Origin of the sequence: Aeromicrobium massiliense JC14, from assembly GCF_000312105.1 — a bacterium.
In the GTDB taxonomy this organism is placed as follows: Bacteria; Actinomycetota; Actinomycetes; order Propionibacteriales; family Nocardioidaceae; genus Aeromicrobium; species Aeromicrobium massiliense.
Genome location: NZ_HE978636.1, coordinates 737,040 through 762,083 on the forward strand (window position 1 = coordinate 737,040; position 25,044 = coordinate 762,083).

General features: G+C 73.7%; 27 protein-coding genes. 18 read left to right on the forward strand and 9 right to left on the reverse strand.

Translation table 11 applies throughout. The features are described 5' to 3' along the window. Window positions 1-35 precede the first annotated feature (35 nt). Complete coding sequence (locus tag HGAM_RS03810) at window positions 36-1,676, forward strand: methyl-accepting chemotaxis protein (RefSeq protein ID WP_019144146.1); 1,641 nt, start codon at window positions 36-38, stop codon at window positions 1,674-1,676. A gap of 155 nt (window positions 1,677-1,831) precedes the next feature. Further along, a complete protein-coding gene (locus HGAM_RS03815; protein WP_019144147.1) occupies window positions 1,832-2,212 on the forward strand; it encodes a hypothetical protein in 381 nt (126 codons plus the stop codon). Here the strand turns inward: HGAM_RS03815 and HGAM_RS03820 are convergent. Continuing rightward, window positions 2,209-3,108 carry an alpha/beta fold hydrolase gene (locus HGAM_RS03820; RefSeq protein WP_019144148.1) on the reverse strand — a complete coding sequence of 300 codons (900 nt, stop codon included), beginning with the start codon at window positions 3,106-3,108 and terminating at the stop codon, window positions 2,209-2,211. The genes HGAM_RS03815 and HGAM_RS03820 overlap by 4 nt on opposite strands. 43 nt (window positions 3,109-3,151) lie before the next feature. Next, window positions 3,152-3,424: a hypothetical protein gene (locus HGAM_RS03825; RefSeq protein WP_019144149.1), complete on the reverse strand. Its 273-nt coding sequence runs from the start codon at window positions 3,422-3,424 to the stop codon at window positions 3,152-3,154. Between the two features lie 119 nt (window positions 3,425-3,543). Here HGAM_RS03825 and HGAM_RS03830 point away from each other — a divergent pair, with 119 nt between their 5' ends. Continuing rightward, the gene (locus HGAM_RS03830; RefSeq protein WP_019144150.1) at window positions 3,544-4,194 is read left to right on the forward strand and encodes a TetR family transcriptional regulator; all 651 of its coding nucleotides are present in this window, start codon (window positions 3,544-3,546) and stop codon (window positions 4,192-4,194) included. Window positions 4,195-4,305: 111 nt separating this feature from the next. Here the strand turns inward: HGAM_RS03830 and HGAM_RS03835 are convergent, their stop codons facing one another. Then, on the reverse strand, window positions 4,306-4,602 hold the full coding sequence (locus HGAM_RS03835; RefSeq protein WP_019144151.1) for a WhiB family transcriptional regulator: 297 nt from the start codon (window positions 4,600-4,602) through the stop codon (window positions 4,306-4,308). Between the two features lie 187 nt (window positions 4,603-4,789). On the opposite strand from HGAM_RS03835, the gene HGAM_RS03840 reads away from it, so the two are divergent. Genes HGAM_RS03840 through HGAM_RS03850 form a run of 3 tightly spaced genes read left to right on the forward strand, consistent with a single transcriptional unit; the run spans window position 4,790 to window position 7,160 of the window. Continuing rightward, window positions 4,790-5,590 (forward strand): crotonase/enoyl-CoA hydratase family protein, encoded by an 801-nt coding sequence (locus tag HGAM_RS03840; RefSeq protein ID WP_019144152.1) that lies wholly within the window; start codon window positions 4,790-4,792, stop codon window positions 5,588-5,590. Window positions 5,591-5,620: 30 nt separating this feature from the next. Beyond that, window positions 5,621-6,526 (forward strand): PfkB family carbohydrate kinase, encoded by a 906-nt coding sequence (locus tag HGAM_RS03845; RefSeq protein WP_019144153.1) that lies wholly within the window; start codon window positions 5,621-5,623, stop codon window positions 6,524-6,526. Between the two features lie 4 nt (window positions 6,527-6,530). Next, entirely contained in the window at window positions 6,531-7,160 is a 630-nt protein-coding gene (locus HGAM_RS03850; protein ID WP_019144154.1) for an IMPACT family protein, read from the forward strand. Here HGAM_RS03850 and HGAM_RS03855 read toward each other — a convergent pair whose 3' ends face one another. Next, complete coding sequence (locus HGAM_RS03855) at window positions 7,161-7,688, reverse strand: TetR/AcrR family transcriptional regulator (RefSeq protein WP_019144155.1); 528 nt, start codon at window positions 7,686-7,688, stop codon at window positions 7,161-7,163. Between the two features lie 106 nt (window positions 7,689-7,794). On the opposite strand from HGAM_RS03855, the gene HGAM_RS03860 reads away from it, so the two are divergent. The 3 genes from HGAM_RS03860 to HGAM_RS03870 all read left to right on the forward strand — a co-directional run bounded on the left by HGAM_RS03860 (window position 7,795) and on the right by HGAM_RS03870 (window position 12,344). Then, complete coding sequence (locus HGAM_RS03860; protein WP_019144156.1) at window positions 7,795-9,324, forward strand: MFS transporter; 1,530 nt, start codon at window positions 7,795-7,797, stop codon at window positions 9,322-9,324. A gap of 94 nt (window positions 9,325-9,418) precedes the next feature. Further along, the gene (locus tag HGAM_RS03865) at window positions 9,419-11,491 is read left to right on the forward strand and encodes an acyltransferase family protein (protein WP_020691374.1); all 2,073 of its coding nucleotides are present in this window, start codon (window positions 9,419-9,421) and stop codon (window positions 11,489-11,491) included. A 34-nt stretch (window positions 11,492-11,525) separates the two neighbouring features. Next, window positions 11,526-12,344: a hypothetical protein gene (locus tag HGAM_RS03870; RefSeq protein WP_019144158.1), complete on the forward strand. Its 819-nt coding sequence runs from the start codon at window positions 11,526-11,528 to the stop codon at window positions 12,342-12,344. On the opposite strand, the gene HGAM_RS03875 is transcribed toward HGAM_RS03870, so the two are convergent. Next, a complete protein-coding gene (locus HGAM_RS03875; RefSeq protein WP_019144159.1) occupies window positions 12,341-13,252 on the reverse strand; it encodes a LysR family transcriptional regulator in 912 nt (303 codons plus the stop codon). The genes HGAM_RS03870 and HGAM_RS03875 overlap by 4 nt on opposite strands. A gap of 74 nt (window positions 13,253-13,326) precedes the next feature. On the opposite strand from HGAM_RS03875, the gene HGAM_RS03880 reads away from it, so the two are divergent. Continuing rightward, a complete protein-coding gene (locus tag HGAM_RS03880; protein WP_019144160.1) occupies window positions 13,327-14,199 on the forward strand; it encodes an EamA family transporter in 873 nt (290 codons plus the stop codon). On the opposite strand, the gene HGAM_RS03885 is transcribed toward HGAM_RS03880, so the two are convergent. Beyond that, window positions 14,196-14,765, reverse strand: coding sequence for a TetR/AcrR family transcriptional regulator (locus HGAM_RS03885; protein ID WP_019144161.1), 570 nt, complete (start codon window positions 14,763-14,765; stop codon window positions 14,196-14,198). The genes HGAM_RS03880 and HGAM_RS03885 overlap by 4 nt on opposite strands. A gap of 78 nt (window positions 14,766-14,843) precedes the next feature. Between HGAM_RS03885 and HGAM_RS03890 the strand changes: the two genes are divergently transcribed. The 3 genes from HGAM_RS03890 to HGAM_RS03900 are packed head-to-tail and all read left to right on the forward strand — an operon-like array spanning window position 14,844 to window position 19,170. Beyond that, window positions 14,844-16,388 carry a carboxyl transferase domain-containing protein gene (locus tag HGAM_RS03890; RefSeq protein ID WP_019144162.1) on the forward strand — a complete coding sequence of 515 codons (1,545 nt, stop codon included), beginning with the start codon at window positions 14,844-14,846 and terminating at the stop codon, window positions 16,386-16,388. A 5-nt stretch (window positions 16,389-16,393) separates the two neighbouring features. Continuing rightward, window positions 16,394-18,247 carry an acetyl/propionyl/methylcrotonyl-CoA carboxylase subunit alpha gene (locus tag HGAM_RS03895; protein WP_019144163.1) on the forward strand — a complete coding sequence of 618 codons (1,854 nt, stop codon included), beginning with the start codon at window positions 16,394-16,396 and terminating at the stop codon, window positions 18,245-18,247. Continuing rightward, complete coding sequence (locus HGAM_RS03900; RefSeq protein WP_019144164.1) at window positions 18,244-19,170, forward strand: hydroxymethylglutaryl-CoA lyase; 927 nt, start codon at window positions 18,244-18,246, stop codon at window positions 19,168-19,170. Before HGAM_RS03895 ends, HGAM_RS03900 begins: the two co-directional genes overlap by 4 nt. 1 nt (window position 19,171) lies before the next feature. Here the strand turns inward: HGAM_RS03900 and HGAM_RS03905 are convergent, their stop codons facing one another. Further along, the gene (locus HGAM_RS03905; RefSeq protein WP_019144165.1) at window positions 19,172-19,846 is read right to left on the reverse strand and encodes an EcsC family protein; all 675 of its coding nucleotides are present in this window, start codon (window positions 19,844-19,846) and stop codon (window positions 19,172-19,174) included. A 65-nt stretch (window positions 19,847-19,911) separates the two neighbouring features. On the opposite strand from HGAM_RS03905, the gene HGAM_RS17600 reads away from it, so the two are divergent. From HGAM_RS17600 to HGAM_RS03920, 3 genes are all read left to right on the forward strand, one after another. After that, window positions 19,912-20,880, forward strand: coding sequence for an aminoglycoside phosphotransferase family protein (locus HGAM_RS17600; RefSeq protein ID WP_019144166.1), 969 nt, complete (start codon window positions 19,912-19,914; stop codon window positions 20,878-20,880). 25 nt (window positions 20,881-20,905) lie between these two features. After that, entirely contained in the window at window positions 20,906-21,574 is a 669-nt protein-coding gene (gene aat, locus HGAM_RS03915; protein ID WP_019144167.1) for a leucyl/phenylalanyl-tRNA--protein transferase, read from the forward strand. A 105-nt stretch (window positions 21,575-21,679) separates the two neighbouring features. Then, window positions 21,680-21,958: an HU family DNA-binding protein gene (locus tag HGAM_RS03920; RefSeq protein WP_019144168.1), complete on the forward strand. Its 279-nt coding sequence runs from the start codon at window positions 21,680-21,682 to the stop codon at window positions 21,956-21,958. A 66-nt stretch (window positions 21,959-22,024) separates the two neighbouring features. Here HGAM_RS03920 and HGAM_RS03925 read toward each other — a convergent pair whose 3' ends face one another. Then, a complete protein-coding gene (locus HGAM_RS03925) occupies window positions 22,025-22,339 on the reverse strand; it encodes a rhodanese-like domain-containing protein (protein ID WP_315968829.1) in 315 nt (104 codons plus the stop codon). A gap of 142 nt (window positions 22,340-22,481) precedes the next feature. On the opposite strand from HGAM_RS03925, the gene HGAM_RS17605 reads away from it, so the two are divergent. After that, entirely contained in the window at window positions 22,482-22,877 is a 396-nt protein-coding gene (locus tag HGAM_RS17605) for an ATP-binding protein (protein ID WP_019144170.1), read from the forward strand. A 43-nt stretch (window positions 22,878-22,920) separates the two neighbouring features. Then, complete coding sequence (locus HGAM_RS03935) at window positions 22,921-23,763, forward strand: DUF5926 family protein (protein WP_019144171.1); 843 nt, start codon at window positions 22,921-22,923, stop codon at window positions 23,761-23,763. Window positions 23,764-23,837: 74 nt separating this feature from the next. On the opposite strand, the gene HGAM_RS03940 is transcribed toward HGAM_RS03935, so the two are convergent. Then, complete coding sequence (locus tag HGAM_RS03940; RefSeq protein WP_019144172.1) at window positions 23,838-25,022, reverse strand: arginine deiminase; 1,185 nt, start codon at window positions 25,020-25,022, stop codon at window positions 23,838-23,840. Between the last annotated feature and the right edge of the window lie 22 nt (window positions 25,023-25,044).

The following is a 25,044-nucleotide window of genomic DNA, read 5'->3' on the forward strand; positions in this document are numbered from 1 at the left end:
CCGGCGTCCCACGAACCATCGCCTGGAGGGCACCCATGTCGAAGACCCCCTCGACCGAGCACGCCGACGGGGGGCCTCGTGGCCTCGCGTCGTGGTGGTCGAGTCGCAAGATCCGCACCAAGGTCCTCGTGCCGGCCGTCATCGGCGTCGTCGCCGCGACCGTCCTGGGCACGTACAGCCTGAACGCGCTGTCCGACAGCGCCGAGACGAGCCAGCGCATCCACGAGGACAACCTCGCCGCGGTCAAGGTCCTCGGCCAGATCAGCGTGACGCGCAAGAGCATCTCGATCAGCGCCCGCGACATCCTGCTCGTCGGTGACGGACCCGACCGCCAGGCGGTCCTCGACGAGTACGTCGAGCTGCAGAAGACCTTCGACGCCCAGCTCGACGAGTACCTGGCGACGAACCCCACCGCCGCGAACCGCCAGCGCGCCGAGGACGTCCGCGGCACGCTCGCGCAGTACATCGCCGCCGTCGACGAGAAGCTCGGCCCGCTGGCCGAGGAGCAGGACCTCTCCGGCTGGCTCAAGGTCAACAACGGCGAGGTCGCCACGATCGCCGAGAAGATCAGCTCCGACCTCGGCGAGATCGTCGAGACCGAGGACGCCGAGGCGTCGTCCGAGGCCGTGGCCTCGCAGGACGCGTACAGGACGGCGCGCGCGACGACCCTGGTCGTGCTGCTCCTGGGTGCGGTCGCCTGCCTGGGCATCGGCCTGCTGGTCGCCCGCAGCATCGCCGCCGGCGTGAGCCGCGTGCGCAAGGTCGCCGAGGCCCTGGCCGCCGGTGACCTGACCGCCTCGTCCGGCGTCACCTCGCGCGACGAGGTCGGCGAGATGAGCTCCAGCCTGGACGACGCGACCGCCACGCTGCGCGGTCTCATGAGCCAGGTCACGGCGTCCTCGGACGCGCTGGCCGCCGCCGCGGAGGAGCTGTCCGCGTCCTCGCAGCAGATCGCCGCCGGTGCCGAGGAGACCTCGGTGCAGGCCGGCCTGGTCTCGGACGCGGCCGAGGACGTCAGCCGCAACGTGCAGACCGTGGCCGCGGGCTCGGACGAGATGGGTGCCTCGATCCGCGAGATCGCGCACTCGGCGAACGAGGCCGCTCGCGTGGCTTCTGAGGCCGTCCGCACCGTCGAGACCACCAACCAGACCGTCGCCAAGCTGGGCGAGTCCAGCCAGGAGATCGGCAACGTCGTCAAGGTGATCACCTCGATCGCCGAGCAGACCAACCTGCTGGCGCTCAACGCGACGATCGAGGCCGCTCGCGCCGGCGAGGCCGGCAAGGGCTTCGCGGTCGTGGCCAACGAGGTCAAGGAGCTCGCCCAGGAGACGGCGCGCGCCACCGAGGACATCGCCCGTCGCGTGGACGCCATCCAGAACGACACCGGCGGCGCGGTCGACGCGATCGGCCAGATCGCCGAGATCATCACCTCGATCAACGACTACCAGGTGACCATCGCCTCGGCCGTGGAGGAGCAGACCGCCACGACGAACGAGATGAGCCGCAACGTGTCCGAGGCGTCGGCCGGCTCGGGCCAGATCGCCGACAACATCTCGGGCGTCTCCGAGGCGGCGGCCGGCACCACGCAGGCGCTGTCGCAGACCCAGTCCGCGGTGGACGAGGTGGCGCGCATGGCCACCGAGCTGCGCGGCTCGGTCGCCCACTTCCAGGTCTGACCCGCACGAGGGGGCCCGTCGCGTGCGACGGGCCCCCTCGTCGCGTCCGGACGCTGGCGGGTCCCCCTGCGGGCCCGCAGTCCGGCCCGCGCGCTTCCCGCCGATCCGGTCCGCAGCCCTGGAGGCAGCGTCCCGGCGGGCCGCACGATCGACGCATGACGCATGGCGCGGCGTCCGCCGCTCACGAGCTCGGGGTGTCGCTCGTCGACGTGCAGCAGATGATCTGCCGTCGCGAGCTGTACGCGTGCGTCTCGGGCGGACGTCTGGAGGTGCCGCCCTGGCAGCTGGTGCGCACGCCGGGCGAGCCGGACGCGCACGTGCTCCCGCACCTGGGCCGCGTGCTCGCCGTGCTGCCGCGAGAGGTGCATCCCTTCGTCGTCCGGGCGTTCTTCCTGCGCGAGCTCGTGGGGGTCGGCGCGGAGGGCGTCCCGCTCGCGGTGCGCGACTGGCTGGCGCAGGGCGGGGCGCCGGGGGCGGTCGAGGCGGTCGCCGTCCTGCGCTTCGGCGCGGGTCCCGCCCTGCGTCGCTCGCGCTAGACCGGCGCGACCTCGCGCAGCCAGCCGAGCAGCGCGGCGTTGACCTCGTCGGGACGCTCCTGCTGCACCCAGTGCCCGGCGCCGTCGAGCACGACGCTGGCCCGCAGGTCGGTGACCCACCCGTCCATGCCCTGCGCCGGCATGAACAGGGCGACCGGGTCGCGCGACCCGGTCAGGAAGAACGCCGGCTGCGTCACCTTCCGGTCGGTCCAGTCGCGGGTGAGCTCGGCGTTGCGGTCGAGGTTGCGGTAGTACGACAGGCCCCCCGCGAACCCGGTGCGCTCGAACGCCTCGACGTAGACGGCCAGGTCGTCCTCGGTCATCCAGCGCGGGCGGCGGACGTCCTCGCCCTCGCGGCTCGCCCAGTCCGCACCCCACACCTCGCTGGTGCTGAGCGTGCGGCGCACGTCGGCCTCGAGCACCGGCTCGGCGACGCCCGGCTCCTGGAACCAGAGCATGTAGAAGTCCTCGCCGATGCGGTGTCGGAAGACCTCGGTGGGCACCGAGCGGGTCGGCGGCGTGAACGGCACGCTGAGCCCGGCGACGGCGCGGACGCGCTCGGGTTGGCCGGCGGCGAGCAGCCACACGACGTTGGCGCCCCAGTCGTGGCCCACGAAGATCGCGGACTCCTCGCCGACGTCGTCCAGGTACCCGGTCAGGTCACGACCCAGCGTGAGGGCGTCGTACCCCTCGGGGCCGGGCGGCACGTCCGAGCGGCCGTACCCGCGCATGTCGGGCACCGCGACCCGGTACCCGGCGGCGACGAGGGCGGGCACCTGGTGGCGCCAGGAGTACCCCAGCTCGGGGAACCCGTGGACGAGGACGACCAGGGGTCCCTCGCCCTCCTCGAGGACGGACAGCTCGATGCCGTTGGTGGCGACCCGGCGCACGGTCATGGGGACCCCTCTCGCAGGCCGCCCAGTGTGCCGGGCCGGCGGGTCAGGCGGTGGCTGCGCCCTTGGCCGGGAAGTACAGCACCTGGATGCAGTCGCGACAGGCCTGCGGGTTCACCGCGGTGAAGCCCTGGTCGTAGAAGACCTTCCACTCGATCGCGGCCATGCCGCAGGCGGTGGTGGGCGACCCGACCTCGCGGGCGTGGAAGGTGCCGTACGGCCCCCACCCGCCCGGGACCTGGCGGCGGTGCGGCGACGACGCGAAGTAGCGCGACGCGATGGTGGGACGAGCGGTGCGGGACGACAGGGCCACGGCCATCGGAGCTTCCCCTCAAGTAGGACTGAGTGTCACAGCACGACACTGAGTGTCATTACGGCAGTGTTACGTGTGTCTCAGGTCTCGTCAAGCCGAGCGTCGGAATCCGTCACGATGGACAGATGAGCACCGACGCGCGCGACCGCATCGTCCAGGCGGCGATGGAGCTGTTCGCGGCCCACGGGTACGCCGAGACGAGCGTCGAGGACATCGCCACGGCCGCCCAGGTCAGCCGGTCGACGTTCTTCCGCTACTTCGGCTCCAAGGAGTCCGTGGTCTTCCCCGACCACGACGAGATGCTGGCCGACGTCCGGCGCCGGCTGGACGCGTCCACCCAGCGCTCGGCCCTCGACGCCGTGAGCGCGGCGATCACGACGGTGCTGGTGCACTACGTGAGCGAGGGCGAGCACGCGCGCCGGCGGTACCGGCTGACCAGCTCGATCCAGGCGCTGCGCGAGCGCGAGATCGCCATGGTGGCCCGCTACCAGCGCCTGTTCCGTCAGTACCTGACGCGCTACGACGTGACGTCGGACGGCTCGCCGCTGCGGGCCGAGCTCATGGCCGCCGCCGTCGTGTCGGCGCACAACCACGTGCTGCGGCGCTGGCTGCGCGGCGAGTGCGACGAGCCGATGATCGAGATCGACCAGGCGCTCCAGCTGGTGGCCGAGGTGTTCGTCGTGCAGGACGGGGCACCGCAGGGCGTCCTGGTGATCGAGGCCGGACGCTCGCTGGCCGACGTGCTGCCGGCGCTGCGGGCCGCGGTCCAGGGCTGAGCCGGTCCCGGCGCCGGACGCAGAAGAGCCGCGGCCGATCCGGTGGATCGACCGCGGCTCTCGCACGACTCGCCGCGAGCCCCCCTGATGCCCGCGACGGGCCGGGCGGGTTCAGGAAGCGAGCGGCTGGGCCTTGCGTCCGGCGAGGATCTCGGCCCGCTCGTTGACGGTGAGACCGCCCCACACGCCGTACGGCTCCTGGACCGAGAGCGCGTGCTCGCGGCACTCCTGGATCACCGGGCAGGTGGCGCAGAAGGACTTGGCCTTCGCCTCACGGGCGGCGCGGCGCGGGCCGCGCTCGAACTCCGGCGAGAAGAAGGTGTCGGGGTCCGCGTTGTTGCAGGCCCCCTCGTACTGCCACTCGTACGTCTCGATGAGCGGCATCGGCAGTCGGTTCACGTTGACCATGGCGTCCTCTTCCCCCAGGGGGCGCCCGATCGACGCCCGCTCCAAAACCTGTTCAGAACTTACTCAAAACCTGTTCACGAGCGCAAGGGGCGTGAATAGGTTTCTTGCGCAGAACTTGTTCACCCGAGCCGGACCCCTGGAATCCCGGGGATGGACGCGTGAACTTACCGCCGGGTAACCTGCGGGCATGACCGAGTCACGCGTCCAGGTGGAGCTCTCCGGACCGATCGCCCACGTCCGTCTCAACCGTCCCGACAAGCTCAACGGGTTCGACCTCGAGCTGATCGGCGAGCTGATCGCGGCCGGCCGCCGGATCGCCGCCGACCGCGACGTCCGGGTCGTCGTGCTCAGCGGCAACGGGCGCTCCTTCTGCGCCGGCCTGGACTTCGCCGCGGCGTTCAAGGACAAGAAGCGGGTCGCCCGCATGTTCTTCGCCGGGCCGCGGCGGGCCAACGACTTCCAGCGGGTCAACGAGGTCTGGCGCTCGCTGCCGGTGCCCGTCATCGCGGTCGTGCACGGCCACTGCTTCGGTGCGGGCCTGCAGCTGGCGGCGAACGCCGACTTCCGGTTCACCACGCCGGACGCGAAGTGGTCCATCCTCGAGGCCAAGTGGGGCCTGGTGCCCGACATGGGCGGCACCGTGCCGTTCAGCGAGCTGCTGCGCACCGACGTGCTCATGCGCCTGGCGCTCACCGGTGACGTGTTCAGCGGCCAGGAGGCCGGCGAGCTCGGGCTGGCCACCGGCGTCAGCGACGACCCGCACGCCGAGGCCCTGGCCCTGGCCGAGCGGATCATCGCGCGGTCGCCCGACTCCGTCGCCGCGACCAAGCGGCTGGTCCTGCAGACGCGGCGCGGCAGCGTCCGCGAGGCGTTCCGGCTCGAGCGCCGGCTCCAGTCGCGGATGTTCAAGTCGCCGAACACGGCCATCGCGCGCAAGGCCGGCAGCGCCGGCACCGAGCCCGAGTTCGGCCCGCGCACCGTCGACTGAGCGGTCCCGGCGCTCCGTAGGGTGAGCGCCATGATGACGGTCGTCGGCGAGGCCCTGGTGGACGTCCTGGTGCGGCCCGACGGGTCGCGGTCCGAGCGGCCCGGCGGCGGGCCGGCGAACGTGGCGCTGGCGCTGGCGCGGCTCGACCACTCGGTCACGTTGCTCACCACCCTGGGCGACGACGACCGCGGCCACCGGGTCGCCGAGCACCTGCGGGCGTCCGGCGTGCGGGTCGAGGCGGCGCCGGCGGCACGCACCTCCACCGCGACCGCGACGCTCGACGCGTCCGGCTCGGCGTCCTACGCCTTCGACGTGTCGTGGGACCCCGGCCGGCTGGCGCTCCCCCGGGGAGGGCTGCTGCACGTCGGCTCGCTCGGCGCGTTCCTGGAGCCGGGTGCGGACGCCGTCGAGCGGCTCGTGCTCGCCGCGCGCGGTGCCGCCGTCGTCTCGCTCGACCCCAACCTGCGTCCGTCGCTGCTGGCGGACCGGGCCGCCGTCGTAGCAAGACTGGAGCGGCTGGTCGCCCTGGCCGACGTCGTGAAGGCCAGCGACGAGGACCTGCGCTGGGCCTACCCGGGCGACGATCCCGAGGACGCCGCTCGCGCCTGGCTGGCACTCGGCCCCCGCCTGGTGGTCGTGACGGCCGGCGGCGAGGGGGCCGTGGCGCTCACCGCCGACGTCCGCGTGGAGCTGCGCGCGCCGGAGACGACCGTGGTCGACACCGTCGGGGCCGGCGACACGTTCATGGCCGGGCTGCTCTCGCGCCTGGACGACGAGGGGCTGCTCGACCCCGACGACCGCGACCGGCTGGCCGCGCTGGACCCGGCGACGCTGCAGCGGGTGCTGGGCACGGCCGTCCGCGCCGCTGCCGTGGTGGTCGGCCGCGAGGGTGCCGACCCGCCGCGCCGCGAGGAGCTGGGGCCCGCCCTAGGGTGACGGCGTGCCCGCCCCGACGTCCTACCTGACCATCGCCGGGCCGGCGACGGTCGAGACCGAGGTCAAGCGCTCGCGGTTCCGCTGCGACGTCGCCCGGGTGGACGACGAGGACGCCGCCCGCGCCCTCGTCGAGGACGCGCGCCGCCGCGGGCACGACGCGCGGCACCACTGCAGCGCGTGGGTGCTGGGACCGGACTCCCGCGTGCGGCGGATGGACGACGACGGCGAGCCCTCCGGCACGGCGGGAGCGCCGATGCTCGACGTGCTGACCCGCCGCGGGCTGAGCGACGTCGCCGCCGTCGTCACCCGCTGGTTCGGCGGCACGCTGCTCGGCGCCGGCGGGCTCGTCCGCGCCTACGGCGACGCGGTGGGGCAGGCGCTGGACGCGGCGGGCACGCGCGAGCGGCACCGCCGCCTGCTCCTGGACGTGGAGGTGCCGGTCGCCGACGCCGGGAAGGTCGAGAACCTGCTGCGGTCGACGTGGCAGGTGACCGGCGTCGGGTACGGCACCCGCGCGACGCTGACGGTCGCGGTGCCGCCCGGCGACCGCGAGGAGGTGGCGCAGCGCCTGGCGTCCGTCACGGCCGGACGGGCCCGGGTCGACGACGCCGGCGAGTCCTGGGTGGACGGCTAGCTAGATCGCGCCGTCGAGGCGGCCGAGCACGTCGCGGACGTGGTCGACCGCGGACTTCTCCGACAGCCCGGTGGTGTCGTCGAAGTACAGCCCGTCGCCGATGAGCTGGATGGTGCGGGCCAAGGACTCGTCGCCCAGGTGCTCGCGCAGCACCTCGAACCACGACTCGCGCACCTCGGCCAGCGTCTGGCGGGCGCGCGCGTCGTTCTCCTGGGCCACGCGGGCGGTGGCGATGAGCGCGCGGTCGTAGTCGCTGCCGTTGTCGACCGAGGTCGTCAGGTAGTAGTCGACCGGTCCCTGCGGCGCGGTGCGCATGCGCTGGACGTCGGCGTCGCCCTGCTCGCGCAGCCGCTCGAGCATGCCGATCAGCAGGTCGTCCTTGCTGTGGAAGTGGTAGAGCAGCCCGCCCTTGGACACGTTCGCGTCGGCGGCGACGGCCTCGAGCGTGGCCGCGCGGGTGCCGCCCACGACGAGCAGCTTCTCGAACGCGTCGAGCAGCCGGTCACGGGTGCCGCGCTCCTTCGCCATGCGCCGACTGTAGCGCCGCGAACGTCACACTCCGCGGGCTTGGTCGCTGTACCGTCCGGACGGTACAGTAGAGAGGTTGTCACCCGCCCCGAGAGGAGGACCCCTCATGAGCCACGTCCACGTTCCCAGCACGGAACCGATCCAGCCCGCGCGCCGCGCCCGTCCCGGTGACTGGGGGGCCCTCGCGGTGCTGATGCTGCCGGTGCTGCTGACCTCGGTCGACAACACCGTGCTGAGCTTCGCGCTGCCCCAGGTGACCACCGACCTGCGCCCGACCGGCACGCAGCTGCTGTGGATCGTCGATCTGTACCCGCTGATGCTGGCCGGCTTCCTCATCGCCGCCGGCAGCCTCGGCGACCGGGTCGGCCGGCGTCGCCTGCTCGTGCTCGGTGCGCTCGGCTTCGGGGTCGCCTCGCTCGTCGCGGCGTTCAGCGCCACGCCGGAGATGCTGCTTGCGGCCCGCGCCATGCTCGGCTTCTTCGGCGCCGCGCTGATGCCCTCGACGCTCTCGCTGATCCGCAACATCTTCGAGGACGCCGCGCAGCGTCGTGTCGCGATCGCCACCTGGGCCGCCATGTTCTCCGGCGGTGCCGCGCTCGGCCCCGTGCTGGGCGGCTGGCTGCTGCAGCACTACTGGTGGGGCTCGGTGTTCCTCATCAACGCGCCGATCATCGTGGCGTTCGTCGTCCTGGCCTTCGTGTTGCTGCCCGAGTCGCGCGACCCCAGCCCCGGCCCGATCGACGTGCCCAGCATCCTGCTGTCGCTGACCGCCATGCTGCCGCTGACCTTCGCGATCAAGAAGGCCGCGGAGTCCGGCGTGACGGACGTCGTCGTGCTCGCCGTCGTCGTGGGCGTCGCCAGCGTGGTGGCGTTCCTGCGCCGCCAGCGCCGGCTGACCCACCCGATGATCGACCTGAGCCTGTTCGGCAACCGGGTCTTCACCGGCGCGATCACCGCCAACCTGCTGAGCCTCATGGGCTTCGCCGGCTTCATGTTCTTCGCCGCGCAGTTCCTGCAGCTGGTGATGGGGCTGAGCCCGCTGGCCTCGGCGGTGGCGCTGCTGCCCGGTCTCGTGGTGACGGTGCTGGCCGGCTTCGTCGCCGTCCGGCTCGTGCGGCACGTGCCGGTGCACCTGGTCGTGGCGGGCAGCTTCGTGCTGTCGGCCACGGGCTACGCGATCGCCGCCTTCGGCGACCCCACCACCGGCTCGATCATGCTCGCCTTCGCCGTGCTCGGCGTGGGCATCGGCCTGGCCGAGACGCTGACCAACGACCTCATGCTGGCCGGCGTGCCCCCGCACAAGGCCGGCGCGGCCTCCGCCCTGTCGGAGACCGCCTACGAGATCGGCGCGGTGCTGGGCACGGCCGTGCTGGGCAGCATCCTCACGCAGACGTTCCGGCGCGAGCTGCAGGTGCCGTCGTACGCGGCCGACTCCACCGGCCACACGTTCGAGACCCTCGGCGGCGCGCTGGAGCGGGCGGCGCTGTTCCCGAACGAGATCGGCGACACCCTGCGGGCGTCGGCGATCGCGGCCTTCGACCACGGCGTCCAGCTGACGTCGGCGGCAGCCATCCTGGTCGCGCTCAGCGCGGCGTGGATGTCGTTCCGGATGCTGCGGGACGCCCCGAGGCACTGAGCGGAGGCCGCGCCGCGGCGCGTGCGCCGGCGCGGTCCCGTGGGTGCGCCTGGGTACGATGGCACGGATTTTCGCCCGACCCAGGAGAGTGAACGTGACGACGACTGCTGCGCGGCACCGCGGTGCCGAGCCCGCCGTCACGGTGTCGACCTTCCGCACCGACGTGCAGGGCGTCCGGGCCGTGGCGGTCCTGCTGGTGGTGCTGTACCACGCCGGGGTCCCCGCGCTGCACGGCGGATTCGTCGGCGTCGACGTCTTCTTCGTCATCTCCGGCTACCTGATCACCGGCGGCATCGTGCGTGAGCTGCGGTCGCGCGGACGGCTGTCGCTCGCCGGGTTCTACATCCGCCGGATGGCCCGCATCCTGCCCGCGGCGGTCGTCGCGATCTCCGCGACCGTCCTGCTCACCTGGCTGCTGCTGCCGCCGACCCGGTGGGAGCAGGTCGCGAAGGACGCCATCGGGAGCGGCCTGTACGTCGTCAACTGGGCGTTCGCCGAACGGTCCGTCGACTACCTGGCCCAGGACCAGGCCGAGAGCCCGCTGCAGCACTTCTGGTCGCTGGCGGTGGAGGAGCAGTTCTACATCGTGTGGCCGCTGCTGCTCATCGCCGTCGCCCTCGTGTGCCGGCGTGCCGCCAAGCCGCTCGGCGCCGGCCTCGCCGTCGGTCTGGCGCTCATCGTGGTGCCGTCGCTGCTGTGGTCGATCCACTACACCGGCGCGAACCCGGGCGCCGCGTACTTCGTCACGACGACCCGCGCCTGGGAGCTGGGCATCGGCGCGACGGTGGCCGTCGCCGCGGCGTACTGGACCCGTCCCGTCCCCGCGGGCGTGGCGGCGGCCGGGGCGTGGGCCGGTGCGGCCGCCATCGCGGTCGCCGCGCTCACCTTCAGCGACGCGACGCCGTTCCCCAGCTACACCGCGCTCCTGCCCGTGCTGGGAGCGGCGCTGCTGCTCTGGAGCGGCGAGCACGCGCAGCACGGCCCGGTCGCGCGGCTGCTCTCCACGTCGCCCATGACGTGGATCGGTGGCATCTCGTACTCGCTGTACCTCTGGCACTGGCCGCTCCTGATCATCGCGGCGGGGGTGCTCGGGGAGCTGTCGGTCCTCGAGGGCCTGCTGGTCGTCGCGATCGCCGTCGTCCCGGCCTGGATCAGCACCGTGCACGTCGAGAAGCCGCTGCAGGACCTCGTCCGCGGCTTCCGCGGTCGGCAGGGCCGCCAGGGCTCCAAGCTGGCCCTCGGCGCGTCGTTCACGCTGGCCGGCCTGGTGCCGGCGCTGCTCCTGCTCCTCGCCGTGCCGAGCACGTCCGCGCCCGCCCCGGGTGGTCGGATCGGTGCCCTCAAGGTGGCCGACGGGAGCCCGATCCGGGTCGTGGACTCCAGCGACCGCATGACGCCGTCCCCGCTGGACGCCGCGCGCGACCTTCCCCGCGCCAACACCAACGGCTGCATGCTCGACCACCCCACGACCGACCCGAAGGTGTGCTCCTTCGGCGACCGCGACTCCGACAAGGTCATCGCGCTCGTCGGCGACTCGCACGCGGCGATGCACATCCCCGGCATGAGCCTGGTCGCCAAGCGCGCCGGCTACCGCCTGGACACCTACACCAAGGGCTCGTGCCCGCCGGTGACCGTCCCGATCGACTTCGAGGGCCAGCACTACGCCGAGTGCGCGACGTGGACGAGCAACGTCACGGACAAGCTCAGCGAGGAGAAGCCCGCGCTCGTGCTGACGGCGATGAGCCAGGCGTACATCGTCCACGGCAGCGAGGAGGGCTTCGCGGAGAACCGGGAGCCGATCGCCGAGAGCGTCGCCGAGACCTGGAGCCGGCTCCAGGACGCCGGCGTCCGGGTCGCGGCGTTCCGCGACATCCCGCGCTTCGACATGGTCGTGCCCGACTGCGTCGCGGCCCACCTGGACTCGCTGTCGGACTGCGCTCGCGACCAGGCCGACGTGCTGCCCGAGGCGGACCAGCAGGTGCTGGCCAGCCGGGAGGTGCCCGACGTCGAGGTCATCGACCTCACCGACGCCCTGTGCGCGGACGGCGTCTGCCCGACCGTCATCCACGACGTCCTGGTCTACCGCGACTCGAGCCACCTGACGGCCACGTACTCGCGCAGCCTGCGCACGCAGCTGGCCGAGCAGGTCCTTCCGCTGCTGGAGTAGTCCGGACCGCCGTCCTGCGGCCTAGGATCGGGCCGTGCGCCGGACCGCTGCCCTGCTCCTGGTGCTCGTCCTGGCCGCCTGCGGGCTCGGCGACGAGCCCGCACCCGAGCCCGGCCTGCCGGAGGGCGTCACCGTCAGCCTCGACCAGGCGCGCAGCGACATGGCGACACGACGGGTGCTCGCCCGGGTGTCCAACGGGGGCGCGAGGCCGCTGGTCGTGCGCGAGCTGCTCGTGCAGCTCCCGCGGTGGGACGCCGACGGGGTCTACGAGGGGCCGGCGACCGTCCCGCCGGGCGGCTCGCTCAACCTGGCGGTCGAGGCGCCCGCGGGCACCTGCGGCGAGGGCGTCGACGCCCGGGTGGAGCTGCTCGTCGAGGGCGACGACCAGCCCGTGAGCGGCCGCGCGACCGACCGATTCGGCGCGATCGAGCGACTGCTGGACCGCGACTGCGCCGACGCGCTGCTGACCGTGGAGGCCCGCCCGCCCCGGCTCGAGGGACGCGAGATCGTCCTGCCCCTGGTGCTGCAGGCCCCCGAGGAGGCGGTGACCGTCGGCGCGGTCGCCGGCACCGTCCTGCTCGACCTGGCGCCGGGCGAGGACGGCCGGCTCGACCAGCGCCTGGCCGCCGGTGACGGCCTGGCCCGAGAGGTGCGCCTGGTGCCGGCCCGGTGCGATGCGCACGTGGTCGCCGAGGACAAGGTCGGCACGCTGCTGCCGCTGGAGGTGACCACGCGGCACGGCACGGTGACGACGTTCCTGCGGCCGACCGAGCCGGTGAAGGGACGCGTGCTCGACCTCGTCGTCCGGCTGTGCGGCATCGGCGGGGGCGACGACCCGCTGCTCGACGACTAGGCCGCGGCCTGGTCGGTCACGACCCGCTCGAGCTCGGCCTGGACGTGCCGGCGGGCCGGGTTCTCGTCGCTGGCCCGGCGCCAGACGGCCGCGACGGTGCGCTCCGAGGTGGGGTCGACGACCGGCACGGCCCGCACGCTCGGCGGCAGGTGCTCCCGGCCCAGGCGGGGGAGCAGCGCCACGGCGACGCCCTGCTCGACCATCGCCACGTGCGTGCCGAAGCTGGCGTCCTGGCACCGCACGTCGGGGTGCGTGCCGTGGGAGGCGTGCATCTGCAGCAGCCAGTCGTGGCAGATCGACCCGGTGTGCGTGCTGACCCACCGCTCGTGGACGAGGTCGGCGGCCGCGACCTGGTCGCGCGAGGCCAGGGGGTGGTCGGCCGGCAGCACGACGTCCGCCGCGTCGACGAGCAGCGGCACGTGCCGCAGCGAGGGGGAGACGGCGAGCGGCACCGAGCTCCAGTCGTGGACGATGCCGAGGTCGGCACCCCCGCGCTCGACCATCGTCAGGCACTCGCGCGGGTCGATCTCGTGCACGCGGACCTCCAGCCCCGGCGCTGACTCGGCGAGCCGGCGCAGCAGCGGCGCGACCAGCCCGCGGCAGGCGGTCGAGAACGCCGCGACGCGCAGCACCCCCGTGAGCGGGGCGTCGTCGCCGAGCGCGAGGTTGCCCACCTGCTCGAGCTCGGCGAGCAGGGACCCGCCGCGGTCGGCCAGCAGGCGTCCGCGCTCGGTCAGCACGACCCGGCGGCCGACCCGCTCGAGCATCGCCGCCCGGCTCTGGCGCTCCAGCCGCTTGACCTGCTGGCTGACCGCCGACGGGGTGAAGCCGAGCGCCTGGGCCGCGCCCGCGACGGTGCCGTGGTCGCGGACGGCGATGAGGGCGCGCAGGGCGGTCACGTCGATCATGAAGCGATGCTACCGATTACGCGGGCTGAATCTTTGCTGTTCGTGCACGGTGCCCGTGCAGGAGGATGGCTCCCATGTCGCCGCGCCACAGCCTGCTCGCCGTGCTGGTCGCCCTCGTCTGGGGGCTCAACTTCGTCGTCATCGACGCCGGCCTGCAGGACGTCCCGCCGCTGCTGTTCCTGGCCTTCCGCTTCGTGCTCGTCGCGTTCCCGCTCGTGCTGCTCGTGCCGCGGCCCGGTCCCTGGAGGGACGTGCTGGTCATCGGCGCGTTCATGAGCCTCGGCCAGTTCTCGCTGCTCTACGTCGCCCTCGACCTGGGCATGCCGGCCGGGCTCGCCTCGCTCGTGCTGCAGGCGCAGGTGATGTTCACGGTGGTCATCGCCGCGGTCGCGCTCGGCGAGCGGTCGACCGCCCAGCAGGTGGTGGGCGTCGGCGTGGGGACCGTCGGCCTGCTCGTCGTGGCGCTCGCCCACGGGCTGCGCGCGCCGGTGCTGCCGCTGCTGGTGACCATCGGAGCGGCGCTGTCGTGGGCGATCGGCAACGTCGCCGCCCGGCGCGCCCGGATGGCGTCCGGGCTCGGGCTGGTCGCGTGGTCGGCCCTCGTCGTGCCGGTCCCCGCGCTGGCACTGTCGCTCGTCGTCGACGGTCCGGCGGAGGTGGGCGACGCGATCGCCGGGCTGGGCTGGACCGCGGTGCTGTCGACCGCCTACACCGTCGTGTTCGCGTCGCTGTTCGGCTACGTGGTGTGGAACGGGCTGCTCGCCCGCTACCCGGCCGGGGCCGTCGTGCCGTTCATCCTGCTGGTGCCGGTCGTGGGCATCCTCGCGGCCTGGCTCGTGCAGGACGAGGTGCCGACCGCGCTGGAGACCGCCGGCGGCCTGGTCATGCTGTCGGGCGTGGCGATCGCGAGCGTCCGGCTGCGCCGCCGCGAGGTCGTGCCGGCCTAGAGCCCCTGCAGCGATCCGCGGGCCATGCGCACCAGCAGCGCCCGCATGGACGCCTGGTCGAGCCGCGCGCTGTGCGGCGTGGAGTTGAGCAGGCCGAACACGGCCTGGGCGGCGGCCCGCGCGGCCGGACGGTCGAGGCCGGGGCGCAGCTCGCGGAGCACGTCGACCCACACGTCGACGTAGGCGAGCTGCAGCTCGCGCACGCGGCGGCGGGCGTCCGGGGCGAGGTTCTGCCACTCGCGCGCCTGCACCGAGATGAGCTCGGGCGACCCGAGCGCGAAGTCGACGTGGAACTCGACGAGCTCGGCGTAGGTGACGTCGGGCGACGAGCCCTCGCCCGCGACCCGGCGGCCGCCCGCGAGCAGGAACTCGCTGATCGCGACCAGCGCCTGGCTCAGCACGTCGTCCTTGCCGGAGAAGTGCTTGTAGAGCGCGGGCCCGGAGATGCCGCAGGCCGCGCCGATGTCGTGCACGGAGACGCCGTGGAAGCCGCGCTCGGCGAACAGCTTCGCGGCGGTCGTCAGGATCTGGTCGCGGCGCGTGGCGGTGGGGAGCTCGGTCGTCACCGGTCCAGTCTAGCGCCCGCTGGTTAACGTGCGTTAACCTCCGAGCGTGCCTGAGATGGGAGACCGAGCGTGCCTGAGATGAGAGAGCTGGTCGCCGAGCTGCGCGAGCACCTGGCCGTCGTCCGCCGGGGCGGCAGCGAGGCGTCGCGCGAGCGTCACGTCGCCCGCGGGAAGCTGCTGCCCCGCGACCGGGTCGACCGCCTGCTCGACCCCGGCTCGCCGTTCCTGGAGCTCTCGCCGCTGGCCGCGCACGGCCTGTACGGCGGCGAGGTGCCCAGCGCGGGCATCGTGACCGGCATCGGGCGCGTGAGCGGCCGCGAGGTCGTGGTGGTCGCCAACGACGCGACGGTCAAGGGCGGCACCTACTACCCGTTGACGGTCAAGAAGCACCTGCGCGCGCAGGCCGTCGCCCAGGAGAACCGGCTGCCCTGCGTCTACCTGGTCGACTCCGGCGGCGCCTACCTGCCGATGCAGGACGAGGTGTTCCCCGACCGCGAGCACTTCGGCCGCATCTTCTTCAACCAGGCCCAGATGAGCGCGCGCGGCATCCCGCAGGTCGCCTCGGTGATGGGCTCGTGCACCGCGGGCGGCGCGTACGTCCCGGCGATGAGCGACGAGACGGTCATCGTCCGCGACCAGGGCACGATCTTCCTCGGCGGCCCGCCGCTGGTGAAGGCCGCGACCGGCGAGGTCGTCACCGCCGAGGAGCTGGGGGGCGGCGACGTGCACGCCCGCACGTCCGGCGTCGTCGACCACCTGGCCGACGACGACGAGCACGCGCTGCAGATCGTCCGCTCCATCGTGGGCACGCTCGGCCCGGCACCGTCGCCCAGCGTGGCGCGTCAGGCGCCCGTGCCCCCGCGCGAGGACCCCGCCACCCTGACCGACGTCGTGCCCGCCGACCCGCGGACGCCCTACGACGTCCGCGAGGTCGTCCGCCGGCTGGTGGACGACTCGCGGCTGCACGAGTTCAAGCCGCTGTACGGCGAGACCCTGGTCTGCGGGTTCGCGCACGTCATGGGCTACCCGGTCGCGATCCTGGCCAACAACGGCATCCTGTTCAGCGAGTCCGCGCTCAAGGGCGCCCACTTCGTCGAGCTGGCCAACCAGCGCGGCGTCCCGCTGCTGTTCCTGCAGAACATCAGCGGCTTCATGGTCGGCCGCCAGTACGAGAACGGCGGCATCGCGAAGGACGGCGCCAAGCTCGTCACCGCCGTCGCGTCGAGCGTCGTGCCCAAGCTGACCGTGGTGATCGGCGGCTCGTACGGCGCCGGCAACTACGGCATGTGCGGGCGTGCCTACGATCCGCGCTTCCTGTGGACGTGGCCGAACGCGCGGACGTCCGTCATGGGCGGCGAGCAGGCCGCGTCCGTGCTGGCCACCGTGCGCCGCGACGGCATCGAGGCCCGGGGCGGCGAGTGGAGCGCCGAGGACGAGGAGGCGTTCAAGGCGCCGATCCGCGCCCAGTACGAGGAGCAGGGCTCGGCCTACTACTCCACCGCCCGGCTGTGGGACGACGGCGTCATCGACCCCGCCGACACCCGCCGCGTCGTCGCCATGGGCCTGCAGGTCGCCGCCCAGGCCCCGATCCCCACGCCGCAGTTCGGCGTCTTCCGGATGTGAGACCCATGACCGCCTTCACCACCGTCCTGGTCGCGAACCGCGGCGAGATCGCCCGTCGCGTCTTCCGCACGTGCGCCGAGCAGGGGCTGCGCACGGTCGCCGTGCACTCCGACGCGGACGCCCACGCCCCGTTCGTGCGCGAGGCCGACGTCGCCGTCCGGCTCGGGCCGGCGCCGGCGGCCGAGTCGTACCTGTCGGTCGAGCGGCTGCTCGCGGCCGCCCGCGAGTCGGGCGCCGACGCGGTGCACCCGGGCTACGGCTTCCTGTCCGAGAACGCCGGCTTCGCGCGGGCCGTCGTCGACGCCGGCCTGACCTGGATCGGGCCGTCGCCGGAGGTCATCGAGCTGATGGGCCGCAAGGACCGGGCCCGCGAGGTCGCCGAGCGGGCGGGCGTGCCGGTCACGCCCCGGTTCGAGCCGGACGCCGTGCCGGTCGACGCGTACCCCGTGCTGGTCAAGGCCGCGGCCGGCGGCGGCGGCAAGGGCATGCACGTCGTGCGCGCGCCCGAGGCGCTGGCCGAGGCCCTGGCCCGCGCCGCCCGCGAGGCGTCCGCCGCGTTCGGCGACGACACCCTGCTCGTCGAGCGGTACGTGGAGGGCGGCCGTCACGTCGAGGTGCAGGTGTTCGGTGACGAGCACGGGAACGTCGTCCACCTGGGCACCCGCGACTGCTCGGCCCAGCGCCGGCACCAGAAGGTGCTGGAGGAGGCGCCCGCGCCCGACCTGCCCGACGTCCTGCGCGAGCGGCTGCACGACGCGTCCGTCGCCCTGGCCCGCGAGGTCGGCTACACCGGCGCCGGCACCGTGGAGTTCCTCGTCGCGGGCGGTGAGGCGTTCTTCCTGGAGATGAACACCCGCCTGCAGGTCGAGCACCCGGTCACCGAGGAGGTCACCGGCACCGACCTCGTCGCCTGGCAGCTGGCCGTCGCTGCCGGCGAGCCGCTGCCGCTGACCCAGGACGAGGTCGCGCTCGACGGCCACGCGCTCGAGGTGCGCGTCTACGCCGAGGACCCGTACGCGGGCTTCCTGCCCCAGGCCGGGACGATCACCGGCCGCGCCTGGGGGCCGGTGCGCCGCGAGCTGGCGTACACCGTCGGCGACGAGGTCTCCACGGCCTACGACCCGATGATCGGCAAGCTCGTGTCGCACGGGGCCGACCGCGACGAGGCGATCGCCGCCATGCTCGACGCGCTCGACGCCTCTTTCGTCCTGGGCCTCACCACGAACCTGGGGTTCCTGCGCCGGCTGGTGGCGACCGAGGACTTCCGCCGCGGGCCGGTGCCGACCGACTGGCTGGACGACCACGTGCCGCCCGAGCTGCTGAACCGTCCGGCGGTGCCGGTGCGGGCTCTGGCCGCGGCCGCAGAGAGCCTCGCCCCGCGGTCGGACGACTCGCCGTTCGGGACGCTCGACGGCTGGCGGGTGGGCGAGCACGTGCCGGCCACCCTCACCGTCGAGGACGCGACCGGGACGCTGCACCGCGTCCCGTTCCCCGGGGCGCGGGCCGACGGCGAGCGTCCGGGGGCCTGGACGATCGAGACCGACGTCCCCGGCCAGGCCCTCGTCGCCCTGGAGGGCGAGGTCTGGACGCTCTCGCTGCCCGACGGCACGCGCCGCCACCGCGGCGCCCACGGTGCGGCGGACGCCGAGGTGACCGCGCCGATGCCGGGCACCGTGCTCAGCGTCGGCGTCGCCGAGGGGCAGCACGTCACGGCCGGCGAGTCGCTGGGAGTGCTCGAAGCCATGAAGATGGAGCTCGCGCTCACCGCCCCGTACGACGGCGTCGTCACGACGGTCGCCACGGCGGCGGGCGCGCGCGTCGCGCTGGGCGACGTGCTCTTCGTGGTGGAGGACGAGTGAAGCGACGCCTGCCGATGGTCGAGCGCGACCCCGCGCTGCCCGAGCGCGTGACGATCTACGAGGTCGGCCCGCGCGACGGGCTGCAGAACGAGTCGGCGATCGTCCCGACGAAGGTCAAGGCCGAGTTCGTCCGCCGCCTGGTCGCCGCCGGCCTGCCGCTGGTCGAGACGACGAGCTTCGTGCACCCGCGCTGGGTGCCGCAGCTCGCCGACGCCGCGGACCTGCTGGCCGACCTGGGCGAGCTCGCGGTGCCCACGCCGGTGCTCGTCCCCAACGAGAAGGGGCTCGAGCGGGCGCTGGCGGCCGGTGTCCGGCACGTCGCCGTCTTCGCCAGCGCCACCGAGACGTTCGCCGAGAAGAACCTCGCGTCCACCTACGACGACCAGTTCGCCATGTTCGAGCCAGTGGTCGAGAAGGCGACGCGGCTCGGGCTGGACGTGCGGGCCTACGTCTCGATGTGCTTCGGCGACCCGTGGGAGGGGCCCGTGCAGGTCGCCCGCGTGGTCGCCGCCGGGCGCCGGCTGCTCGACATGGGCGCCTCGCAGCTCAGCATCGGCGACACGATCGGCGTGGCCACGCCCGGGCACGTCCGCTCGCTGGTCGACGCGTTCTCCGGCGCGGGCGTGGACGTCGACCGGCTCGCGATGCACTTCCACGACACGTACGGCCAGGCGCTGGCCAACACGTACGCGGCGCTGGAGTCGGGCATCACGACGTTCGACGCGAGCGCCGGCGGCCTCGGTGGGTGCCCGTACGCCGAGAGCGCGACCGGCAACCTGGCCACCGAGGACCTGGTCTGGATGCTCGACGGCCTGGGCATCGAGCACGGCGTCCGGCTGGACGACCTCGTGCGCACCAGCGTGTGGATGGCCGAGCAGCTCGGCCGCGAGTCGCCGTCGGCGGTCGTGCGCGCGCTGGGCTGACTCAGCGGCGCAGACGCCGGTCCTTGAGCTCGCCGGCCGCGTAGCGGCCGATCTCGCGGGTCGAGTACGCGTCGCTGGTCGCACCCACGCCACCGCCGAGCACCGGCACGCGCCGGGCGACGAACACCGCGGCGCGCTTGCCCAGCACGTTGCCGAAGATCTGCGTCGTGACCTCGGTGGCCACCCGCTTGTCCAGCTGCGGGTCGTGCACCGGCGACGTGGCCAGCGCCATGGGCGAGGAGGGGAGCTTCTTGTGCTTGAGCAGCTGCTGGACGCCCTCGCGGCCGAGCATGCAGGCCAGCGCGGCGTTGCGGACGCGCGGGTCGGCCAGGTCGTAGCCGCGCAGGTGCGCGATGCCCGCCACCAGGTGGCACTGCACGAGGGCGACGCCGGCGACGTTGGCCGGGATCGAGACCGCCGCCGCGGTGCCGCCGAACAGGTTCGTGACGAAGCCCTGGGCGGCCGCCATGCGCACGTGCGAGGAGATGTAGCTCTTCACGGCGCGCTCGACGTCGCCGTCGGCGGACACCAGCGCGGCGTCCGCCGCGTCCTCGGCGCCCCGCAGCGGCCCGAGCCCGTCGATCGCGTACTCCAGCACCTGCCGGACGTACGTCGAGGTGAACCCCGGTCCGGCCTTGGCGGTGGCGGCGAGTGCGGCGTTGCGTCCGATGCCCATGCTCCGAGCATAGGTTCGGCCCGGCTGGGCGGCCCGTGGACGCGATCGGCCCTACGCTGACGGCCATGACGCAGCCGTTCTCGGTCCGGGTGACCGACCCGGCGTGGCGGTCCGAGGCGCAGGCGTGGCTCGTCGCGGCTTGCGAGGCCGACGGCCGGGTGGTGACCGGGCCGGTCGAGCAGCCCCGCGTGCGGCCTTGGTCCACGCAGCTCGTGGTGCCCACCGACGCCGGACGCGTGTGGTTCAAGGCCAACGTCGCGGGCGCCACGCACGAGCCCGCCGTCCACCGGGTGCTCTCGCGGCTGGCGCCGGCCGAGGTGCTGCCGCCGCTGGCCGTCGACGCCGAGCGCGGCTGGATGGCGATGCCCGACCACGGCGCGGTGCTGGGCGACGACCACGACCCCTCCGAGCAGGAGTGGAGCGACGTCCTGCGTGGCGCGGCCCGGCTGCAGCGCAAGGCGGTCGCGCACCACGACGCACTGGCGGCGGCCGGGCTGCCTGAGTGCCCGCCGGCGACCGTCCCCGACCGCCTGGACCGGCTCGTCGCCACCTTCGAGGCGCTGGAGCCGGCGCACCCCACCCACGTGGACGCCGACCTGGCCGCACAGCTCCGGGCCGCTCGTCCGCTCGTCGTCGACGCCGCGGCCCGGCTGGCCGACGGGCCCGTGCCGGCCACCTTCCAGCACGGCGACGCCCACCCCTGGAACGTCTTCGTCGAGGGCGGACGGCTGCGGCTGTTCGACTTCGGCGACGCCCAGTGGGCCCACGCCGTGGAGGTCCTGATGGTGCCGTACGGCATCGTCCGCCAGGGCGGGACGCTCGACTGGCCGAGCGTCGTCGAGGGCTACCGGCTGGAGTGGGAGCTCTCGCACGCCGAGCTGGACGAGCTCATGGCCGCCGCCGCGCTGACCCACCCGGTCAACCGGGCGCTGACCTGGTGGACGTCCCTGCTCGAGGCGAGCCCGGCCGAGCTCGCCGAGTACGGTGATGCCCCGCTGTGGCACCTCAAGAACGTCCTGGAGCCGTGGCCGTGAGCGAGCGCAGCGAGCGGGAGCGCCCGTGACGCCGCAGCCGCTCGGGCCGTCGCGGTGGGACCTGGACCCGGCGTCGTGGCCCGCCCAGGACCTCGTGGGTGCCGGCGCCGACCTGGACCCCGAGACCGTCGTGGCCGCCTACCGGGTCGGCGCGTTCCCGATGCCCGACGACGGCGACCTGCTGTGGTGGTCACCCATGCGGCGCGGCGTGCTGCACCCCGCCGCGCTGCGGGTGACGCGGTCGCTGCGCAAGTCCGGTCGCCGCTACGAGACCACCGTCGACCGGGCCTTCGAGGACGTCGTGGACGCGTGCGCCGACCCGACGCGTCCGGGCGGCTGGATCGACGAGGAGATCCGCGACGCCTACGTCCGGCTGCACCGGCTGGGCTGGGCCCACTCGGTGGAGACCTGGGACGCGGAGGGCCGGCTCGTCGGTGGCCTGTACGGACTCAACGTCGGCGGCCTGTTCGCCGGCGAGTCGATGTTCCACCACGCCACGGACGCCTCGAAGGTGGCGCTGATGGCGCTGTGCGAGCTCATGGGCGGGGCCGCGGCGGGCCCCGGACGGCTCGTCGACGTCCAGTGGCAGACCCCGCACCTGGCCTCGCTCGGGGTGGTCGAGTGGCCCCGCGCGCAGTACCTCGCGGCCCTGCCCGACCTCGTCGATGCCCCCCGACCGGCTCTCTGGGCCTGAAAATCAGCGAAACTTCAAGATCTCCTCGGCGCGCCTCGCGCATGCGGGCCGTGGGGGCGTCCGTAGACTGACAGGCGTATTTGACCCACCTTTAGGAGTTCATTCGTGGCTATCAACCGCAGCGACCTGGTTTCCGCCCTCGCCGAGAAGGCGGGCACCACCAAGTCCGACGCTGATTCGGTCCTGTCCGCCCTGGCCGACGTCCTGCTCGACGCGGTGAGCAAGGGCGAGAAGGTCTCGATCCCCGGCATCCTGTCGGTCGAGCGCGTCGAGCGCTCGGCTCGCACCGGCCGCAACCCCTCCACGGGCGAGACCATCGAGATCCCCGCGGGCTACGGCGTCAAGGTGAGCGCCGGCTCGAAGCTGAAGGCCGCCGCCAAGTAAGGCAGCCCCCACGACGAGGCCCCCGGACCCAGCTGGGTCCGGGGGCCTCGTCGCGTCCGGGGTCGGTCAGACGGTGGGCCGCCCGGCGGCCTGCCAGGCGTCCATGCCGCCGTCGAGGTTGATCACGTCGTGGCCGAGCTGCTGCAGGTAGGCGGTCGCCCGCGCGGACCGGCCACCCAGGTGGCACACCACGAGCGTGCGCTTCTGCGGGTCGAGCTCGCCGGCGCGCTCGGGCACCTGGGCGAGCGGGACGTGGACGGCGCCCTCGACGTGCCCGGCCTCCCACTCGTGGTCCTCGCGGACGTCCAGGACGACCAGGTCGGCGGGCAGCGGATCGGGCAGCTGGTCGACGGTGGTCGACGGGATCTCGTGCGGGTTCATGCCCTCCATGGTGCCCGCTGCGGCGTCGCGCCCGGTAGGCTCCTGCCGCGGTGGCCGTCGTCCTGCGGGGCCGGCACCGCGCAGGTACCGTGAGAACAGCGGCCGCATCCAGTCCCGGACGGCCCGCGGAGGGAGGCACGACGTGGCGCGTCAGGACGTCGTCCGGCTCCCCTTCGAGCGGTCCACGCCCAGCATCGCGCGCACGCGCCTCGCGGCCTTCCTCACCCAGAACCACGCCTCCAGCGACGTCATCGACGACGCGCTCATCGTGCTCAGCGAGATGATCGCCAACGCGGTCAGCCACGGCGTCCCCGGACCCGACGGCACGATGGAGATCCGCTGGAGCATCGCCAAGGGCCTGCTCGAGCTGAGCGTCACCGACGGCGGGCACGTCGACACGCTCAAGCCGGTCGACTTCGACGCCGACTCGCTGTCCGGCCGCGGACTGTCGATCATCAGCCGCGTCGCCGACCGCTGGTGGGTCGACATGGACCAGGGCACGCGGGTCAACGCGATGCTCTCGCTGCACAGGTCCTGACCGCCGCAGCCGCCCGGCCCGCCGTGGCCTAGGCTCGTCGCTCGTGGGCAAGAAGTCACGACGCATCAAGCCGTCCCGCGAGCGCATGCCGTTCGTCGCACGGACCTTCGAGGGACTCCCGGGGGAGTGCGACTGGGTCGCGCTCCGCGAGATCGTCCCCGCCGCCACCGCGCAGGTGCGCGTGCAGGGCCACGACCAGCCGGTCCGGGTCTGCTCGCTGCTGCCGGGCGGCACGGCTGGCATCGTCCGCCCCGACGGCGAGGTGTGGCTGGGCCTGCAGGTCGCGCACAACTTCGGCGACGTGAGCCGCGACCTCGCGCACGTCCTGGAGCTGGCCAAGGACACCGAGCCCGGCAACCCGGTCGCGATGACCGACCCGGGCGTCGGCCCGCGGCTGCAGGACGTCGTCGAGCCCGACCAGTCCTTCGACGTGACCGTCCACGAGGGCTTCGAGTACTGGGTCGAGGGTGCCGACGACTCGGCGGAGACCGCCGCGATGCTCGAGCAGGCCAACGAGTCGGTCGCGCCCACGGTGCGCCTGTCGTCGGTCGACGCCGCCTACTGGGTGCAGATGGGCGAGCGGGTCTTCCTGCGCTGGGTGCTGCCGCACGACGAGTCCGGGCTGCTCGACGCGTTCGCGCGCCTGCACGTCGCCGGCGCGGACACGCTCGGCGACGACACCCGCCTGCTCGGCATGTTCCGCGCCCACGGCCTGCTCGTGCCGGTCTGGGAGATGGAGCAGGGCCAGGACGCCGGCGCGATCGAGGACCCGATCGCCGCGCTGAGCGGACGCCTGGACGAGGCGCTGGCCGACACGTCCTCGCTCACCAGCGAGCAGCGCTCGGCCCGCAACGGCCTGGCCAGCCGCCAGCTCACCATCCGCTGACGCCGACCCGCTGAGCCAACCCGCGCTCCCTGAGCCTGTCGAAGGGCTTCGACGGGCTCAGCCGGCGGTGCGGCTCAGTCGAGCGGGTCGCGGGCGACCGGGCAGCTCATGCAGCGCGGTCCGCCGCGCCCCGAGCCGAGCTCGGAGCCGCTGATCGCCACGACCTCGACACCGTGCTCGGCCAGCCGGGCGTTGGTCTGCTCGTTGCGCTCGTAGGCGATCGCCAAGCGCGGCGCGATCGCCAGCGTGTTGTTGCCGTCGTCCCACTGCTCGCGCTCGGCGGTGACCGGGTCCAGGCCGGTGTCGATGTGGTGCAGCCGCTCGATGCCCATCGCGTCGGCGGCGGCCTCGAAGAACGGGCGCGCCGGGGCGACCACGAGCGCGTCGCCGTCGTGCGTCACCGCGTAGGCCCGCAGCGAGTCGGCCATCGTCGGGTAGATGACCACGGTGTCGCGGTCGACCATGGTGACGATCGTGTCCAGGTGCATCGTGGCGCGGTCCTGCGCGATCGGGACGGCGAGCACCGTGCGGGCCAGGTCGGCGGCCAGCACGTCGGTCGCGAACCGCTCGAACCCGGCCGGCGTGGTGCGCTCGCCGACCCCGACGGCCAGGACGCCCGGCGCGAGCTCCAGCACGTCGCCGCCCTCGAGCCGCTCGGCGTCGGGGCCGTGCTGCACCGGCGTGCCGGCGAAGCGCGGGTGGTGCGCGTAGACGAGGCGGGTCAGCTGGGTCTCGCGCACGCGAGCCGGCATGGCCAGGCTCGTGACGACCACACGGTCGCGCAGCCACAGCGACGAGTCGCGCGTGAACAACAGGTTGGGCAGCGGGTCGACCAGGAAGTCGTCGGTGCGCAGCAGCCCCGTGACGATCGAGCGGTGCCGGACCTCGTCGTTGCGCAGGCCGGCGACGAGCACCTGGGCCAGGTCGTCGGGGTGCGTCTCGGCCAGGTGCGCGCGCAGGTGGCGGCGCAGGGCGTCGCCCAGGCGTCGGTCGGCCAGCGTGGTGTCGAGGACGTCGGTGCGGGCGGTCTCGTCGGCGAGCGTCTCGGTGAGCAGCTCGCGCAGGTAGAGCACCTCGACGTCGTGGTCGCGCAGCACCTGCGCGAACGCGTCGTGCTCGTCCTGCGCCCGGCCCACCCACGGGATGCCGTCGAACAGCAGCGAGTCGTTGTTGCGCGGGGTCAGGCGGGCGAGCTCGTCACCCGGACGGTGCAGCATCACGGTGCGGAGCCGGCCCACCTCGGTGTCTGCGCCAAGCATGCGCCGACCCTAGCGGCGTCCG

What these genes read in the sequence shown, in the direction of transcription:
- HGAM_RS03825 (WP_019144149.1), bottom strand. Translation starts at nt 3,424, where the DNA reads ATGGCCGTGGCCCTGTCGTCCCGCACCGCTCGTCCCACCATCGCGTCG.
- HGAM_RS17600 (WP_019144166.1), top strand. Translation starts at nt 19,912, where the DNA reads ATGACGCAGCCGTTCTCGGTCCGGGTGACCGACCCGGCGTGGCGGTCC.
- HGAM_RS03860 (WP_019144156.1), top strand. Translation starts at nt 7,795, where the DNA reads ATGAGCCACGTCCACGTTCCCAGCACGGAACCGATCCAGCCCGCGCGC.
- HGAM_RS03880 (WP_019144160.1), top strand. Translation starts at nt 13,327, where the DNA reads ATGTCGCCGCGCCACAGCCTGCTCGCCGTGCTGGTCGCCCTCGTCTGG.
- HGAM_RS03925 (WP_315968829.1), bottom strand. Translation starts at nt 22,339, where the DNA reads ATGAACCCGCACGAGATCCCGTCGACCACCGTCGACCAGCTGCCCGAT.
- HGAM_RS03830 (WP_019144150.1), top strand. Translation starts at nt 3,544, where the DNA reads ATGAGCACCGACGCGCGCGACCGCATCGTCCAGGCGGCGATGGAGCTG.
- HGAM_RS03810 (WP_019144146.1), top strand. Translation starts at nt 36, where the DNA reads ATGTCGAAGACCCCCTCGACCGAGCACGCCGACGGGGGGCCTCGTGGC.
- HGAM_RS03940 (WP_019144172.1), bottom strand. Translation starts at nt 25,022, where the DNA reads ATGCTTGGCGCAGACACCGAGGTGGGCCGGCTCCGCACCGTGATGCTG.
- HGAM_RS03815 (WP_019144147.1), top strand. Translation starts at nt 1,832, where the DNA reads ATGACGCATGGCGCGGCGTCCGCCGCTCACGAGCTCGGGGTGTCGCTC.
- HGAM_RS03875 (WP_019144159.1), bottom strand. Translation starts at nt 13,252, where the DNA reads ATGATCGACGTGACCGCCCTGCGCGCCCTCATCGCCGTCCGCGACCAC.
- HGAM_RS03895 (WP_019144163.1), top strand. Translation starts at nt 16,394, where the DNA reads ATGACCGCCTTCACCACCGTCCTGGTCGCGAACCGCGGCGAGATCGCC.
- HGAM_RS03840 (WP_019144152.1), top strand. Translation starts at nt 4,790, where the DNA reads ATGACCGAGTCACGCGTCCAGGTGGAGCTCTCCGGACCGATCGCCCAC.
- HGAM_RS03890 (WP_019144162.1), top strand. Translation starts at nt 14,844, where the DNA reads ATGAGAGAGCTGGTCGCCGAGCTGCGCGAGCACCTGGCCGTCGTCCGC.
- HGAM_RS03855 (WP_019144155.1), bottom strand. Translation starts at nt 7,688, where the DNA reads ATGGCGAAGGAGCGCGGCACCCGTGACCGGCTGCTCGACGCGTTCGAG.
- HGAM_RS03905 (WP_019144165.1), bottom strand. Translation starts at nt 19,846, where the DNA reads ATGGGCATCGGACGCAACGCCGCACTCGCCGCCACCGCCAAGGCCGGA.
- HGAM_RS03820 (WP_019144148.1), bottom strand. Translation starts at nt 3,108, where the DNA reads ATGACCGTGCGCCGGGTCGCCACCAACGGCATCGAGCTGTCCGTCCTC.
- HGAM_RS03835 (WP_019144151.1), bottom strand. Translation starts at nt 4,602, where the DNA reads ATGGTCAACGTGAACCGACTGCCGATGCCGCTCATCGAGACGTACGAG.
- HGAM_RS03845 (WP_019144153.1), top strand. Translation starts at nt 5,621, where the DNA reads ATGATGACGGTCGTCGGCGAGGCCCTGGTGGACGTCCTGGTGCGGCCC.